Source organism: Pseudomonas sp. VD-NE ins (assembly GCF_031882575.1).
GTDB classification, from domain to species: Bacteria; Pseudomonadota; Gammaproteobacteria; order Pseudomonadales; family Pseudomonadaceae; genus Aquipseudomonas; species Aquipseudomonas fluorescens_BZ.
In genome coordinates, this window is record NZ_CP134772.1 from 2,725,692 (window position 1) to 2,742,027 (window position 16,336).

Here is a 16,336-nt window from a genome sequence, read left to right on the forward strand (position 1 = left end):
TGATTACTCCGTGCCCACAGGGTCGGCTTGCAGTTTGGTTTCGACTTCTATCGCCGGTTTTGCGTCCGGCTTGACCCACCAGGTGTTAATCCCGATGTCGTATTTCGGCGAGACTTTCGGGTGACCGATGTGGTTCCAGTACGCCACGCGCCAGGTCTTGATGTGCCAATTGGGCACCACGTAGTAACCCCATTGCAGCACCCGATCCAGCGCCCGTGCGTGGGCCACCAGGCTTTTGCGCGAGTCGGCATTGATCAGGTTCTCGACCAGTTGATCGACAATCGGATCCTTCAAACCCATGGTGTTGCGGCTGCTCGGTTTGTCGGCGGCGGCGCTCATCCAGAATTCGCGTTGCTCGTTACCCGGCGAGTTGGACTGCGGGAAGCTGCCGACCATCATGTCGAAGTCCCGCGAACGCACGCGGTTGATGTACTGCGAAACGTCGACGCGGCGGATTACCAGATCGATGCCAAGGTCGCTGAGGTTGCGCTTGAACGGCAGCAGTACGCGTTCGAATTCGGTCTGTGCGAGCAGGAACTCGATCACCACCGGTTTGCCGGTGGCGTCGACCATTTTGTCGTCGACGATCTTCCAGCCGGCCTCTTGCAGCAGTTGATAGGCCTCGCGCTGCTGCGCGCGGATCATGCCGCTGGCATCGGTCTTCGGGTTTTCAAAGGCTTCGCTGAACACTTGCGCCGGCAGTTTGCTGCGGAACGGCTCGAGGATCGCCCGTTGATCGGCGTCGGGCAGTCCGGTGGCGGCCATTTCCGAGTTTTCGAAATAGCTGCGGGTGCGGAAGTAGGCACCGTTGAAGAGTTGTTTGTTGGTCCATTCGAAATCGAACAGCAGACCGAGCGCCTGACGCACCCGCACATCCTGAAACACCGGACGGCGCAGGTTGAAGACGAAGCCCTGCATGCCGGTCGGGTTGCTGTTGGCGATCTGTTCCTTGATCAAGCGACCTTCGGTAACCGCCGGGATATTGTAGGCGTTGGCCCAGTTCTTCGCGGTCATTTCCAGCCAGTAATCGAACTGCCCGGCCTTCAGCGCTTCGAGGGCGACGGTGTTGTCGCGGTAGTAATCGGTGGTCATCGTGTCGAAGTTGTAGAAACCACGGTTGACCGGCAGGTCCTTACCCCAGTAATCCTTGACCCGCTCGTAGCGCACCGAACGCCCGGCCTTCACTTCGGCGACCTTGTACGGGCCACTGCCCAGCGGGATTTCCAGGTTGCCTTTGGTGAAATCGCGATCGGCCCACCAGTGTTTGGGCAGTACCGGCAACTGGCCGAGGATCAGCGGCAGTTCGCGGTTATTGCTGTGTTTGAACTTGAAGAGCACTTTCAGCGGATCTTCGGCGATCACTTCGGAAACGTCGCTGTAGTAGCCGCGAAACAGTGGCGAACCTTCTTTGGTCAGGGTGTTGAAGCTGAACACCACGTCGTCGGCGCGTACCGGGTGGCCGTCGTGGAAGCGCGCTTCCGGGCGCAGGTAGAAACGCACCCAGCTGTTGTCCGGGGCTCTTTCGATCTGCCGGGCGATCAGGCCGTATTCGGTGAAGGGTTCGTCGAGGCTGTGCTTGGTCAGGGTGTCGTAGATCTGCCCGACGTCATCGGCCGGCACGCCTTTGCTGATAAACGGGTTGAGGCTGTCGAAGCCGCCGAAACCGGCCTGACGGAAGATGCCGCCCTTGGGCGCATCAGGATTCACGTAATCGAAATGCTTGAAATCGGCCGGGTATTTCGGCGGCTCGTTGTACAGGGTCACGGCGTGTTGCGGGGCGGCAAAGGCCAGCCCGACGAACAGCAAACCGCTGGCCTGGACGAGCAGGGCGCGGATCGGTTTCATTGATCTTTCTCCGAAGACTTCAGCCACCATGCGCTCAGGCCCAGGGTGTAGGGCGGCGTGGTGACGAAGGCCAACCGGTTGCGGTAGGCCAGACGGTGATAATTGAGGTACCAGTTGGGAATGCTGTAGTGCTGCCAGAGCAGCACGCGGTCGAGCGCCTTGCCGGCGGCGACCTGTTCGTCGCGGGTGCGCGCGGCGAGCAACTGTTCGAGCAGGTGATCGACCACCGGATTGGCGATGCCCGCGTAATTCTTGCTGCCCTTGACCCCGACCTGGCTGGAGTGGAAGTACTGCCACTGCTCCAGGCCCGGGCTTAAGGTCTGATTAAGCGTCATCAGGATCATGTCGAAATCGAACTGATCGAGGCGCTGTTTGTACTGCGCGCGATCGACCGTGCGCAGGCGCGCGTCAATGCCGATGCTGTTGAGGTTCTCGATATACGGCTGGAGGATGCGTTCCAGATTCGGGTTGACCAGCAGCAACTCGAAACTCAACGGCTGGCCATTGGTGTTTTGCAGGCGCTGACCGTTGAGCTTCCAGCCTGCCTCCGAGAGCAGGGCCAAGGCTTTGCGCATGGTTTCCCGAGGAATGCCGCGACCATCAGTCTGCGGCAGGGTAAACGGCTCGGTGAACAGCTTGGCCGGCAGTTGCTCCTTGTACGGCTTGAGCATCAGCCATTCATGGCCGACCGGCAGCCCCGTCGCGGTAAACTCGCTGTTGGGGTAGTAACTGGTGGTGCGTTTGTAGGCATCGCTGAACAGTGCGCGATTGGTCCATTCGAAGTCGAACATCAGGCCCAGCGCTTCGCGGGTCTTGACGTCCGAGAACGTGGCGCGGCGGGTGTTCATGAACAGGCCCTGACTCTGGGTCGGGATCTGATGCGGGATCTGCGCCTTGATCACGTCGCCACGGCGTATCGCCGGGAAGTTGTAACCGTTGGCCCAGTTCTTCGCCTGATGCTCGATGTAAATGTCGAACTCTCCAGCCTTGAACGCTTCGAAGGCGACATCGCTGTCGCGGTAGAACTCGACCTCCATGCGATCGAAGTTGTACTTGCCGCGATTGACCGCCAAGTCCTTGCCCCAGTAATCCTTGACCCGCTCGAAGATAAGCTGGCGGCCCGGCGTCACCGAAGTGATGCGATAGGGGCCGCTGCCCAGTGGCGGTTCGAAAGTGGTGGCTTTGAAGTCGCGGTCTTTCCAGTAATGTTGCGGCAGCACCGGCAATTCGCCGAGGCGCAGGATCAAAAGCGGATTGCCGGAGCGCTTGAGCACGAAGCGAATGCGTTGTTTGTTGAGAATGTCGACCCGCAGCACTTCCTGCAGCGCGGTGCGGTACAGCGGGTGGCCGTCCTTGAGCAGCGTTCGATAGGAGAACGCCACGTCGTAGGCGGTGATCGGCGTGCCATCGTGAAAACGCGCTTCCGGGCGCAGATTGAACACCACCCAGCTGCGATCTTCGCTGTACTCCACCGATTGCGCGATCAAGCCGTAACTCGACGCCGGTTCGTCACCGGACGGCGAATACTGGCCGGTGCCGACCATCAGCGGCTCGTTCAGCTCGTTGATGCCGTACTGGAGGAAATTCGCTGTGGTGACGGGGCTCGTGCCCTTGAACGTGTACGGGTTGACCGTATCGAAGGTGCCGAACGCCATCACCCGCAACGTACCGCCCTTGGGCGCTTGCGGGTTGACCCAGTCGAAGTGGGTAAATCTGGCCGGGTACTTGAGCGTGCCGAACTGCGCATAACCGTGACTTTCGGTAATCGTCGCGCTTGCGGTTGAGCTCAAGGCCAGGCTGATCAGGAGCAGGAGGAGGGGACGCTTCAAGTCAGATCCGATCCAGGCGGCTTGGGCTTTGTGGGCCGTACAGTAACAGCTTGTCTGGACAGGAAAAAGATGTGGGTTAATGCGGGGTTAATCGTTTGCGCGAAGAGCCCCTCACCCTAACCCTCTCCCGGGGGGAGAGGGGACTGATCGCGGTGTTTTGGAGGGATGCACCGACGTGCGTTACCGAGTCGAACTCAGATTTTGAATAGCCCCCGATCGGCTCCCTTTCCCCCTCGCCCCCCGTGGGGGAGAGGGCTGGGGTGAGGGGGATCGATCTAAAGCACGCCACAAAATCCGAACCCAAAAAAAGCCCCTGAAAACTCAGGGGCTCTTCTGTCAGTGCGGCTGATAAACCGTGAGCATCTGTCCCGGCTTCAGTGCTTTACCCGCACCCGGATTCCAGCGTTTGAGATGCTGCATCTCAACGTTGAAGCGCTTGGCTACCACGTACAGCGTGTCGCCACGCTTGACCTTGTACTGAGTCTGCTGCGCGCTGTCGTCCTTGCTCTTGGTCTTGCTGTTGGACGCAATCACCGTGTTGACCCGGCCGGACTTGCGAGCCGGAGCACGTTTGCTTGTGTCCTGCATCACCAGGGTCTGGCCGACCTTGAGGTTCTTGCCGGTCAGCTTGTTCCAGCGCTGCAGATCCTTCACTTCAACCTTGTTGGCCTTGGCGATGGAGCCGAGGTTATCGCCACGCTTTACGCGATAAGCACGCTTGAGCTGCGCCACTTCCGACGGATCCGCGCCTTCGAACACTGGCTTGAGCGAACGCGGGCTGATCAGTTCGTCAGGCCGCATGGTCTGCAAACTGGCGGTCAGCAATTGCGCCTTCGACGTTGGCACCAGCAAATGCTGAGGGCCGTCGATGGTGGTGCGTTGCTTGAAGGCCGGGTTGAGCTGGAACAGTTCGTCTTCGTCGATGTTGGCCACCGCAGCAACCTTGGACAGGTCCATGCGCTGGTTGATTTCGACGACCTGGAAGTACGGCTCGTTGGCAATCGGGTTGAGGTTCACGCCGTAAGCTTCCGGCGCCAGCACCACTTGCGACAATGCCAGCAACTTTGGCACGTACGCCTGGGTTTCTGCCGGCAGCGGCAGGTTCCAGTAGTCAGTAGGCAGGCCAAGCTTTTCATTACGTTCGATGGCACGGCTGACCGTGCCTTCGCCGGCGTTGTAGGCCGCCAGTGCCAGCAGCCAGTCGCCGTTGAACATGTCGTGCAGACGGGTCAGGTAATCCATCGCTGCGGTGGTCGAAGCAGTGATATCGCGACGGCCATCGTAGAAGCGGGTCTGACGCAGGTTGAAGTAACGCCCGGTGGAAGGAATGAATTGCCACAGACCCACTGCATCGGCCCGGGAATAGGCCATCGGGTTGTAGGCGCTTTCAATCACTGGCAGCAGGGCCAGTTCCAGCGGCATGTTGCGCTCTTCGAGACGTTCGACGATGTAGTGAATATAGAGACTGCCGCGTTCGCCGGCGTTCTCGAGAAAAGAGGGATTGCTGGCGAACCACAGGCGCTGTTGCTCGATGCGCGGGTTGACGCCGAGGCCTTCCTGCAGCTGAAAGCCCTGGCGCATGCGTTCCCAGATGTCCTGGGGAACCTGTGGGCTCGGCTTTTCGGTCAGCCAGATCGGCTTCTGCTTGGCTCGCGCAGCAATGTTCGGCGTATGGGTCGCTTCAGTCTGCGGAGCATGGCTGGAACAGCCCGCCAGCGTGGCGGACACAGCCACCGCAATGGCTTGCGCCAAGCGGGTCAATGCGTCTGAATTGACGGACTTACGTATGGATGACGACATTGGCTGGAAGTAAGTTCCGGGCAAAAATGTCGGGCGATTCTAGAAAGCGCACCCCCTGCGGTCAACCATTCAGAATTTTTGTACCAAGCGGCGGGGCACTTAGAAATTATCTTTCCAGGCCCGCAGAGCCGCAAATACCTCACTCGGCGCCCGGTTTTGAGCGCCTGCCCGTTCGTCCACTTTTTGTGTAACTAATGTTTCAGTGGTGCGCAAAAACGGGTTTGTGAGCTTTTCCAGGGCCAGGGTCGAGGGCAGGGTCATCACGCCGTTTTGCCGTTGCTGAGTGACTTTTTCCAGACGGGCGGCAATGTCCGGATTGGTTGGCTCGACGGCAGCGGCAAACTTCAGATTGCTCAGAGTGTATTCATGGGTGCAGTAGACCAGCGTATCTTCCGGTAACGCGGCGAGGCGACTGAGCGAATGGTGCATTTGCTCCGGCGTGCCCTCGAACAGGCGACCGCAACCGGCGGCGAACAGGGTGTCGCCGCAGAACAGCAAACCGTGGTGGTAATAGGCGATGTGGCCCAGGGTGTGACCGGGCACCGCGTAGACGTCGAAGTCCCAGCCGAGCACGCTGACCGTGTCATTGTCCTTGAGCGCCACATCGCGCCCCGGAATGCTTTCGCTGGCCGGGCCGTAGACTTTTGCGCCGCTCAGCGCTTTCAGGCGTTCGACGCCGCCGACGTGATCGTGATGATGGTGGGTGATCAGGATATCGCTCAACACCCAGCCTGGATGCGCTTTAAGCCACGCCAGTACGGGCGCGGCATCGCCCGGGTCGACCACGGCGCAGCGCTGGGTGCGGTGATCCTGTAACAACCAGATGTAGTTGTCGGTGAACGCGGGCAGGGCACTGATCTGTATCATCGTCGGAATTCGCCAAGCGGAAAACATTGGCGCATCTTAGTAGTTCCTGGCGCTTTGGAGAATCCGATGAGTGATAAAGCGTTCGCACAGGCTGATCCTGACTGGCTGGCCCTGATCGGTGCAGCCCGTGAATGGCTGTCCGGCCCGCTCGGGCAATTTCTGCTCGATGAAGAGCGGCGCATGCTCGAAGACGAGTTGGGCCGTTTCTTTGGCGGTTACCTGGTGCATTACGGCCCCTCCGCCGAAACCCCGCCGGCAGCGCCGCAGGTGCAGCGCAATGTGCGTCTTGGTGCGCCGTTGCCCGGCGTCGAGATCGTCTGCGAAGAGCAGGCCTGGCCGCTGAGCGAGCACGCCGCCGACGTGGTGGTGATGCAGCACGGTCTGGATTTCTGCCTGTCACCCCACGGTTTGTTGCGTGAAGCGGCAAGCAGCGTGCGCCCCGGTGGGCATTTGCTGATCATCGGCATCAACCCGTGGAGCACTTGGGGCTTGCGCCATGTTTTTGCTCACGACGCCTTGCGTCAGGCGCGCTGCATCTCACCGTCACGGGTCGCCGACTGGCTCAATCTGCTGGGCTTCGCGCTGGAGAAACGCCGCTTCGGGTGCTATCGTCCGCCGCTCGCGTCGCCCAAGTGGCAGGCCCGTCTGGCTGGCTGGGAACGCAAGGCCGGTGACTGGCAGTTATCGGGCGGCGGCTTCTATTTACTGGTCGCGCGCAAGATTGTGGTCGGGCTGCGGCCGTTGCGTCAGGAGCGTCGCGAGCCGATGGGCAAGCTGATTCCGCTGCCGATGGCCAAGGTCAACCGCCGCCGCATCGAACCATAAACCTTATTTTATTTTTGGCCGGGTTTGTCCCGGCCTTGGTCATTGTCGATCCGTGATCGGCAAGACACGCATTTTTCTGGATAGAGTGGCATGAGCGAAAGCGTTGAAAGCGTCGACACCGTAGAACTGTTCACTGACGGCGCCTGCAAGGGCAACCCCGGGCCGGGCGGCTGGGGCGCCTTGCTGGTGTGCAAGGGCGTTGAAAAGGAACTCTGGGGCGGTGAAGCCAACACCACCAACAACCGCATGGAACTGCTTGGCGCGATCCGTGGCCTCGAAGCCTTGAAGCGCCCGTGTGAAGTGCTGTTGGTGACCGACTCGCAGTACGTGATGAAGGGCATCAACGAGTGGATGGCCAACTGGAAAAAGCGTGGCTGGAAAACCGCAGCGAAAGAGCCGGTGAAAAACGCTGATCTGTGGAAAGAGCTGGACGAGCAGGTCAACCGCCACAAGGTCACCTGGAAATGGGTGCGTGGGCATATTGGCCATCACGGTAACGAGCGGGCGGACCAGTTGGCGAACCGTGGGGTGGATGAGGTTCGCGGCTACAAGCAGAGCTGATTTCGCTTCTGAACCGTGGTGCGGCCATTCGCGAGCAGGCTCGCTCCCACAGGGAAATGCATTCCAGATCTGATGCCCTTTCCTGAATTGGAATGCATTCCAATGTGGGAGCGAGCCTGCTCGCGAAGGGCGCGACACGGTCCACCTGAAACACCCCGCCGAGCGTGTTAACATCCGCGTTTTTTGCAAGAACGACCCGTTGAGAGCTGAACACTGATGGCCACCAGATCCGTTGTACTCGATACCGAAACCACCGGCATGCCGGTGACCGATGGTCACCGGATCATTGAAATCGGCTGTGTCGAACTGATCGGTCGGCGCCTGACGGGCCGGCATTTTCACGTTTACCTGCAACCGGATCGCGAGAGTGATGAAGGCGCCATTGGCGTCCACGGCATCACCAACGAGTTCCTGGTTGGCAAGCCGCGCTTTGCCGAAGTGGCCGATGAGTTCTTCGAGTTCATCAAAGGCGCGCAACTGATCATCCACAACGCGGCGTTCGACGTTGGCTTCATCAACAACGAATTCGCCTTGATGGGCCAGCAGGATCGCGCTGACATCACCCAGCACTGCTCGATCCTCGACACCCTGATGATGGCCCGGGAACGTCACCCGGGGCAGCGCAACAGCCTCGATGCGTTGTGCAAACGTTATGGCGTCGACAACTCCGGCCGTGAACTGCACGGCGCTTTGCTCGACTCGGAGATTCTCGCCGACGTCTACCTGACCATGACCGGTGGCCAGACCAGTCTGTCGCTGGCGGGCAATGCGTCAGACGGCAATGGCACGGGCGATGGCGCGGACAACTCGGCGACCGAGATTCGTCGTTTGCCGGCAGATCGTCAGCCAGCGCGGATCATTCGTGCGACGGAAGATGAACTGGCGGCGCATCAGGTGCGGCTGGAAATTATTGCCAAATCGGCGGGTGGCCCGGCGTTGTGGACGCAGATCGCCGAGGCTGACGCTCAAGCCTGAAAGATCAAAAGATCGTCCGATCTTTTGTTTTTGGCGCCATGAAGCCAACTGGCCACCCTCGCCACTTTCGCTGCAACCCTCTACCCTGAGTGCATTGGCAGACATTGAGCCGCCGCCTCAGGACACTGAGCCTCATGTACAAAGATTTGAAGTTTCCGGTGTTGATCGTCCATCGCGACATCAAGGCCGACACGGTCGCCGGTGATCGTATCCGTGGCATCGCCCGGGAGTTGGAGCAGGAAGGTTTCAATATCGTTTCGGCCATCGACTACACCGAAGGGCGGTTGGTGGCGTCGACCCACCACGGCCTCGCGTGCATGCTGATTGCCGCCGAGGACGCCAGCACCAATTCCCATCTGCTGCAGAACATGGCCGAACTGATTGGTCTGGCGCGGGTGCGGGCACCGGATTTGCCAATCTTTGCCTTGGGCGAGCAAGTTACCCTGGAAAATGCCCCGGCCGATGCCATGGCCGAGCTAAATCAACTGCGCGGCATTCTCTATCTGTTTGAAGACACCGTGCCGTTTCTGGCCCGGCAAGTGGCGCGGGCGGCGCGCAAGTATCTGGACGGCTTGCTGCCGCCGTTTTTCAAGGCGTTGGTGCAGCACACCGCCGATTCCAATTATTCCTGGCACACCCCCGGCCATGGTGGTGGCGTGGCGTATCACAAGAGTCCGGTGGGGCAGGCGTTCCATCAGTTCTTTGGTGAAAACACCCTGCGATCGGACCTTTCGGTGTCGGTGCCGGAACTCGGTTCGCTGCTCGATCACACCGGGCCGCTCGCCGAAGCGGAAGCGCGGGCGGCGCGCAATTTCGGCGCTGATCACACCTTTTTCGTGATCAATGGCACCTCGACCGCCAACAAGATTGTCTGGCATTCGATGGTTGCGCGCGACGATCTGGTGCTGGTCGATCGCAACTGCCACAAGTCGGTGTTGCACGCGATCATCATGACCGGCGCGATTCCGTTGTACCTATGCCCGGAGCGTAATGAATTAGGGATTATCGGGCCGATCCCGCTGAGTGAATTCAGCCGCGAATCGATTCAAGCGAAGATCGACGCCAGCCCGCTGACCAAGGGCCGTGCGCCGAAAGTCAAACTCGCCGTGGTCACCAACTCGACCTACGACGGCCTCTGCTACAACGCCGAACTGATCAAGCAAAGCCTGGGCAACAGCGTCGAGGTCCTGCATTTCGACGAAGCCTGGTACGCCTACGCGGCGTTTCACGAATTCTTCGCCGGGCGCTATGGTATGGCCACCTCGCGCAGCGCAGACAGCCCGCTGGTGTTCACCACGCATTCCACGCACAAACTGCTCGCCGCGTTCAGTCAGGCGTCGATGATTCATGTGCAGGATGGCGGTGCGCGTCAGCTGGATCGCGATCGTTTCAATGAAGCGTTCATGATGCACATCTCGACCTCGCCGCAGTACAGCATCATCGCCTCGCTGGACGTTGCCTCGGCGATGATGGAAGGCCCGGCCGGGCGTTCGCTGTTGCAGGAAACCTTCGATGAAGCGCTGAGCTTCCGCCGCGCGCTGGCCAATCTGCGCCAGCATATCGACGCTGACTGGTGGTTTTCGATCTGGCAGCCGCCGGGTGTCGAGGGCATTGACCGCGTACAGACGGAGGACTGGCTGCTGCAACCGGATGCCGACTGGCACGGTTTTGGTGAAGTCAGTGACGATTACGTCCTGCTCGATCCGATCAAGGTCACGCTGGTAATGCCGGGGCTGAACGCCGGCGGTGCACTGAGCGAGAAGGGCATCCCGGCGGCGGTGGTCAGCAAGTTTCTATGGGAGCGTGGCCTGGTTGTCGAAAAAACCGGTCTGTATTCATTTCTGGTGTTGTTCTCGATGGGCATCACCAAGGGCAAGTGGAGCACGCTGCTCACCGAGTTGCTGGAATTCAAACGCAGTTACGATGCCAACGTTCGTCTGGAAACCTGCCTGCCGTGTGTGGCACAAGAAGACACCGCGCGTTATCGCGGCATGGGCCTGCGCGATTTGTGTGATCAATTGCACGCCTGCTACCGCAGCAATGCCACGGCCAAACACCTCAAACGCATGTACACCGTGCTCCCGGAAATCGCCATGAAACCGGCGCACGCCTATGATCATCTGGTGCGTGGCGAAGTCGAAGCGGTGCCGATCGATGAGTTGGAAGGGCGCATCGCCGCGGTGATGCTGGTGCCGTATCCGCCGGGGATTCCGTTGATCATGCCCGGCGAACGCTTTACTGAATCGACCCGCTCGATCATTGATTACCTGAAATTTGCTCGCACGTTCGATAGCAGCTTCCCCGGTTTTGTCGCGGATGTGCATGGATTGCAGCACGAAGATGAGGGCAATGGACGGCAATACACCGTCGATTGCGTCAAGGAATGAGGACTTTTCCCAGTATGCAACCGGTCATGAATCCGAAATACCCAGGGCTGTCGGTGCGTGTCGCCGATGAAGGCTTTGCGCCGTATATCTGGGGCAGCGACTTCAGTTTCGAAGTTGCGGCTTATGGCGCCGCCGTGATCGGCCAGCCTGTCGAGCAATGGCGGGTGACGCCGATCGTGCCGTACCGCAAGTGCTACGGCATCGATCCGGAGGAGTTCAGCGCTTTTCACAACGCGCCGGACAGCGCGATTTTCATGGCGTATCTGGACGATGAGCCGGTCGGCCATCTGGTGATCAGCACCAACTGGAACGGCTTCGCGCATATCGACGAGTTGGCGGTGCACGCGCCGGCGCGTCGGCATGGTGTGGCCAAGGCACTGCTCGATGTCGCGCAGTTCTGGAGCCGCAAGAAAAAGCTGCCGGGGATCATGCTCGAAACCCAGAACAACAACCTAGGGGCCTGTCGATTGTATGAACGCTGCGGTTATGTGATTGGCGGGGTCGATCAATTGCGCTATCGGGGCATTGATCCGAACACCGCCGAAGTGGCGTTGTTCTGGTATCGATTGTTCGATAATCCGCTGGAGAACTCGCTCAGCTCGCCAGCATCGCCTCAGCTTGTTCCGTGATGATCGCCAGTAACGTCTGAATCGCTGATGACGGCGCGGAGTGCTTGAAGGTCAATGCATACAGGCTGATCGGTACGGCGGGTGACAGGGGGCAGACATCCAGCCCGGCCGGACGCGCACCCAGCGCAGTGAACGGGTCGACGATGGCCAGGCCTTCGCCGGCCTCGACCATGCTGCGCATCATTTGATGGGTTTGCACCCGCGTCTGCACGCTCGGCGTCGGGCGCAGTGCCTGCAGCTTGTTTTCCAGCGCCTGGCTCAGTGGGTCCTGGCCTTCGAGGCCGACCATGGCCTGACCGGCCAGATCCTGCAGGGAAATGTATTTCTGCTTCGGTTGCAGCCAGCCGTGAGGCGCGAGCAGTTGCAGCTTGCCCTGGGCCAATGGCCGGCAATCAATGTCGGGATGTTCGGGGTCGTGCAGGCTTAGACCGAGATCACTTTCGCGCAATAACAGGCTGCGGACGATGTCGCGGGTCGGCGCACTGAGCAGGCTGCACGGTGCGTCGGGCAGGCGTCGGCGCAGGGCGGCGAGACTTTGTGGCAGTAATTGCTGTGCCAGCGGCGGGGTGCCGATGATGCGCAAGGGCGGGGCGAGGTATTGCTTGAGGCTGCTGGCCAGGCGCTGCACCGGCTCCAGCGCTTCATAGACGTGGGCGATTTCGACCTGCAACGCCCGCGCTTCGGGCGTCGATTGCAGGCGTCCGCGCACGCTGGCGAACAACATGAACCCCAACTGACTCTCGGCTTCGCGCAAACGCTCTTCGACCTCGGTCACCGGCAACTGCAACCATTCGGCGGCGGTGCCAAGGTGACCGGTCTGCAAGAGCGCCTGAATCACTTCGATATGACGTAAACGCATGCGTGAAGTCCATGTTCAGCAGGTGGGGTCAGTGGCTGAATCCTACCCCAAGTCTGCGCATATGACTTCTGCTCATAACGGCGAGTTATGAAGCGACGGTTGGCTCGGGTTCGCGAGTCAGGGTGATACCTGACTGGACCAGTTCGAATGTCTGGTCATCGATCTTTTTGATGCGATCGCCAATGGCCAGTCTGTAAATCGGCTCCGAGCCAGTGAGACCGTCGACCGACGGGTTGGATTCCTGGAATTCATGCACGGAATAAACGCGGCCTTCCGCATCTCTTGCATGGAACTGACCGACGAGTACTGCTGCCATCTGCTTAGAACCTCTGGAGATAAAACGCTTGATTTGCGGCTTGGTAGACCGCCATCAAGGCCTGTAAGTTTTCCTACAGGAAAAAAATAATCAGCTCACGGGATTTTCCCATCGTGTGCTGGTGGAATCGTCACCGGATCATCTATAACTACTGGCTCCTCCCACGGACCATCGAGAGTCTTCCATGAGCAATGTCTACAACGTCGCTGTAGTGGTCGGTAGCCTGCGCAAAGCATCGATCAATCGCAAGGTCGCCCTGGCACTGGCAGAGCTGGCCCCGGCCAACCTCAAGCTTGAGATTGTCGAAATTGGCGATCTGCCACTTTATAACGAAGACATCGACGGTGACTCACCGCCGGCAGCCTACAGCACTTTCAGGCAAAAAGTGGCTTCATCCGACGCGGTGCTGTTTGTCACGCCCGAGTACAACCGTTCGGTGCCGGCGCCGTTGAAGAATGCCATCGACGTCGGTTCGCGGCCTTATGGCAAGGCTGTCTGGAGTGGCAAACCGGGGGCGGTGATCAGTGTATCGCCCGGCGCCATTGGTGGCTTCGGGGCAAATCAGCATCTGCGCCAGTCATTCGTGTTTCTCAATGTGCCGTGCATGCAGCAGCCGGAAGCGTACCTGGGCGGTGCGGGTTCGGCGTTTGATGAGGCGGGCAAATTGAGCGAATCGGTGAAACCTTTTCTGCAAAGCTTTATCAATGCGTACGGACAATTCGTAGAACAACACAAGAAGTAACTTCACCGAAATCCCTGGCACAACAGACGTCCTGTGGGAGCGAGCTTGCTCGCGAAGAGGCCATCAGCCACACATCATGGGTGACTGACAGTCCGCCTTCGCGAGCAAGCTCGCTCCTACAGGTTTTAGTGTTTAGCTCTTCTACTTAATTTAAGGCTGTTGCGGATGCTCGCTGCGTCACTGATTTTCCTGCTGACCATTACCCTTGTCATCTGGCAACCCAAAGGCCTCGGCGTCGGCTGGAGTGCGACGCTTGGTGCCGTATTGGCGCTGATCTTCGGCGTTGTGCACCTGAGCGATATTCCGCTGGTGTGGCAGATCATCTGGAACGCCACCGGCACCTTTGTCGCGCTGATCATCATCAGCCTGCTGCTCGATGAAGCCGGGTTCTTCAACTGGGCTGCATTGCACGTGGCGCGTTGGGGGCGGGGCAACGGGCGCAAGCTGTTTGCCTTCATGGTGCTGCTCGGTGCGCTGGTGTCGGCGTTGTTTGCCAATGACGGTGCAGCACTGATCCTCACACCGATCGTGATTTCGATGTTGCTGGCGCTGCGGTTCTCTCCGGCGGCGACGCTGGCCTTTGTCATGGGCGCGGGTTTCATTGCGGACACCGCGAGCCTGCCGCTGGTGGTGTCGAACCTGGTCAATATCGTCTCGGCGGACTTCTTTCACATCGGCTTCAACCGCTATGCAGCGGTGATGGTGCCGGTCAACTTCGTCAGCGTCGCGGCAACGCTGGGCATGTTGTTGTGGTTTTTCCGCCGCGACATTCCAGTGTTGTACGACCCTGAGCAACTCGAACATCCCGAAACCGCGATCCACGATAAAGCCACGTTCTACGCCGGTTGGGCGGTGTTGGTGATTCTGCTGATCGGTTGCTTTGCGCTGGAGCCGCTGGGCATTCCGATCAGTGCGATTTCCGCCGTGTGCGCCGCGCTGTTGCTGGGCATCGCCGCCCGTGGCCACAAGATTTCCACGCGCAAGGTGATGAAAGAAGCGCCTTGGCAGATCGTGATTTTCTCGTTGGGCATGTATCTGGTGGTGTATGGCCTGCGCAATGCCGGGCTGACCGGGTATCTGGCTGGTTGGCTGGATGTCTTCGCCGGTCATGGCGTCTGGGGCGCGGCACTAGGCACCGGGGTGCTGACGGCGTTGCTGTCGTCGATCATGAATAACTTGCCGACCGTGTTGATTGGTTTGTTGTCGATTGATGCCAGTCAGGCGAGCGGGGTGGTCAAGGAAGCGATGATCTATGCCAACGTGATTGGCAGTGACCTGGGACCGAAGATCACGCCGATCGGCAGTTTGGCGACGTTGTTGTGGCTGCATGTGCTGGAGCGCAAGGGGATTCACATTGGCTGGGGGTATTACTTCAGGGTCGGGATTGTGTTGACCGTGCCGGTGTTGTTGGTGACGTTGGCGGCTTTGGCTTTGCGGCTTTCCCTTTAGACCGAGTCGGCCCCAATCGCTGGCAAGCCAGCTCCCACAGGGATCTTCTGTGTGCTCACTACCTGTGCCACACCACAAAGCCAGCTCCCATTAACTTTGTGGTGTGCTCACTATCTGGGCCACACCACAAAGCCAGCTCCCTTTAACTTTGTGGTGTGCTCACTACCTAGGCCACACCATAAAGCCAGCTTCTATTAGCTTTGTGGTGTGCTCACTACCTGGGCCACACCACAAAACCTGTGGGAGCTGGCTTGCCAGCGATGGGGCCGGTACAGGCGACACAAAAAATCAGGCCTGGCCCGGGACATTCGGCCAAAGATCGGACACCAGAAACAACCGCTCAGCCTCTTCCCATTCCCCCTGCGCATTCTCGGTCAGGCGCACCATCAACTGCGCCGGGGCCAGCGGCTCAAGATCCTCCAGCCACATCCGTAAATGCTCCGACGTCCACGTCTGATCCGCCGGATAATGTGCCGGCGCCAGCCAGGCGTGGCGGGGCAGGGGTTGCCAGCGCCCGGCCGGGCGTTGCGCAACAAACGCCGGCCAATCCTTTTGATGCAGCCAGCTACCGCGCAAATGTTGCGGATGCGCACCGATCGGAGATTCAGCCTGTCCGGGCCACGGATACAGCAAATAACCACCCAGCCACAGCTGCGCGCTGAACACCTCGATATCCAGCGCCGCCAGCACTTCGCGACTTTCCGGACGCGCCGAGATCGGCAACTGATGCTCGGCCAGATGCGCCAGTTTGCGGTCCAGCCGATCATGACAACCCGGCCCCAGCCACTGCGCCGGATCACGTCCGTCACCATTTTGCGGACCGAGATAAAGCTTGATCGCCAATTCCAGGTGATGCACGCCATCGCGGTCACGCAACAGCATATCCAGCTCACCGAGAGTGTGGCCCTCGCGGCGGATCGGCAGGTTGGCCGCAATCAATTCAATGCCCGGCGCATGCTGCACGGCAAACTGCCACAGGCGCTCGTAATACAGGCCGAGTCGCCGCGTGCGCGCCTGCGACAACCAATGCAGCAAGCCATAACTGTCGCGGTCGAGTTGGCGCAACCAGTGTTCCAGTCGTTGTGGGTCGTGCACCCACTCACTGCCCGCCAGCGGATGGCGCTGCGGCCATGGCGTGGCAGCGAGCATCGGCGGGGCGAGAATCACCCACGCCAGATCGCGCACTTCCGGGTGGCGTAATTGGTGGGGCAACTGCAGCAAGTCGGGAAATAGGATCATCTTGCGAGCATAG

14 protein-coding genes are annotated in these 16,336 nt (G+C 59.7%); 7 read left to right on the forward strand and 7 right to left on the reverse strand.

The window, feature by feature from the left end; genetic code table 11:
* Window positions 1-3 precede the first annotated feature (3 nt).
* The 4 genes from RMV17_RS12085 to gloB all read right to left on the reverse strand — a co-directional run bounded on the left by RMV17_RS12085 (window position 4) and on the right by gloB (window position 6,341).
* Window positions 4-1,845 carry an extracellular solute-binding protein gene (locus RMV17_RS12085; RefSeq protein ID WP_311886643.1) on the reverse strand — a complete coding sequence of 614 codons (1,842 nt, stop codon included), beginning with the start codon at window positions 1,843-1,845 and terminating at the stop codon, window positions 4-6.
* Complete coding sequence (locus tag RMV17_RS12090) at window positions 1,842-3,674, reverse strand: extracellular solute-binding protein (protein ID WP_311886644.1); 1,833 nt, start codon at window positions 3,672-3,674, stop codon at window positions 1,842-1,844. Before RMV17_RS12090 ends, RMV17_RS12085 begins: the two co-directional genes overlap by 4 nt.
* A gap of 336 nt (window positions 3,675-4,010) precedes the next feature.
* Window positions 4,011-5,474: a transglycosylase SLT domain-containing protein gene (locus RMV17_RS12095; protein WP_034152341.1), complete on the reverse strand. Its 1,464-nt coding sequence runs from the start codon at window positions 5,472-5,474 to the stop codon at window positions 4,011-4,013.
* A 99-nt stretch (window positions 5,475-5,573) separates the two neighbouring features.
* A complete protein-coding gene (gene gloB / locus RMV17_RS12100; RefSeq protein ID WP_311886645.1) occupies window positions 5,574-6,341 on the reverse strand; it encodes a hydroxyacylglutathione hydrolase in 768 nt (255 codons plus the stop codon).
* A 66-nt stretch (window positions 6,342-6,407) separates the two neighbouring features.
* Here gloB and RMV17_RS12105 point away from each other — a divergent pair, with 66 nt between their 5' ends.
* The 5 genes from RMV17_RS12105 to RMV17_RS12125 all read left to right on the forward strand — a co-directional run bounded on the left by RMV17_RS12105 (window position 6,408) and on the right by RMV17_RS12125 (window position 11,718).
* Window positions 6,408-7,166: a class I SAM-dependent methyltransferase gene (locus RMV17_RS12105; RefSeq protein WP_007910573.1), complete on the forward strand. Its 759-nt coding sequence runs from the start codon at window positions 6,408-6,410 to the stop codon at window positions 7,164-7,166.
* 90 nt (window positions 7,167-7,256) lie between these two features.
* Window positions 7,257-7,727, forward strand: a complete 471-nt coding sequence (rnhA, locus tag RMV17_RS12110) for a ribonuclease HI (RefSeq protein ID WP_007910572.1) — start codon at window positions 7,257-7,259, stop codon at window positions 7,725-7,727.
* Between the two features lie 216 nt (window positions 7,728-7,943).
* Window positions 7,944-8,702: a DNA polymerase III subunit epsilon gene (dnaQ, locus tag RMV17_RS12115; protein WP_108226069.1), complete on the forward strand. Its 759-nt coding sequence runs from the start codon at window positions 7,944-7,946 to the stop codon at window positions 8,700-8,702.
* Between the two features lie 134 nt (window positions 8,703-8,836).
* Entirely contained in the window at window positions 8,837-11,089 is a 2,253-nt protein-coding gene (locus tag RMV17_RS12120; RefSeq protein ID WP_311886646.1) for an Orn/Lys/Arg decarboxylase N-terminal domain-containing protein, read from the forward strand.
* Window positions 11,090-11,103: 14 nt separating this feature from the next.
* Window positions 11,104-11,718, forward strand: a complete 615-nt coding sequence (locus RMV17_RS12125) for a GNAT family N-acetyltransferase (protein WP_311886647.1) — start codon at window positions 11,104-11,106, stop codon at window positions 11,716-11,718.
* Here RMV17_RS12125 and RMV17_RS12130 read toward each other — a convergent pair.
* Both RMV17_RS12130 and RMV17_RS12135 read right to left on the reverse strand, forming a co-directional pair.
* Window positions 11,684-12,577 (reverse strand): LysR family transcriptional regulator, encoded by an 894-nt coding sequence (locus RMV17_RS12130; RefSeq protein ID WP_311886648.1) that lies wholly within the window; start codon window positions 12,575-12,577, stop codon window positions 11,684-11,686. The genes RMV17_RS12125 and RMV17_RS12130 overlap by 35 nt on opposite strands.
* Before the next feature lie 85 nt (window positions 12,578-12,662).
* The gene (locus RMV17_RS12135) at window positions 12,663-12,893 is read right to left on the reverse strand and encodes a hypothetical protein (RefSeq protein ID WP_311886649.1); all 231 of its coding nucleotides are present in this window, start codon (window positions 12,891-12,893) and stop codon (window positions 12,663-12,665) included.
* A gap of 184 nt (window positions 12,894-13,077) precedes the next feature.
* Between RMV17_RS12135 and RMV17_RS12140 the strand changes: the two genes are divergently transcribed.
* Together RMV17_RS12140 and RMV17_RS12145 are read left to right on the forward strand one after the other, a co-directional pair.
* On the forward strand, window positions 13,078-13,635 hold the full coding sequence (locus RMV17_RS12140) for an NADPH-dependent FMN reductase (protein WP_108226072.1): 558 nt from the start codon (window positions 13,078-13,080) through the stop codon (window positions 13,633-13,635).
* Window positions 13,636-13,800: 165 nt separating this feature from the next.
* A complete protein-coding gene (locus RMV17_RS12145) occupies window positions 13,801-15,084 on the forward strand; it encodes an arsenic transporter (RefSeq protein ID WP_311886650.1) in 1,284 nt (427 codons plus the stop codon).
* A 288-nt stretch (window positions 15,085-15,372) separates the two neighbouring features.
* On the opposite strand, the gene RMV17_RS12150 is transcribed toward RMV17_RS12145, so the two are convergent.
* Window positions 15,373-16,323 carry a DUF1853 family protein gene (locus tag RMV17_RS12150; protein ID WP_311886651.1) on the reverse strand — a complete coding sequence of 317 codons (951 nt, stop codon included), beginning with the start codon at window positions 16,321-16,323 and terminating at the stop codon, window positions 15,373-15,375.
* Window positions 16,324-16,336 lie beyond the last annotated feature (13 nt).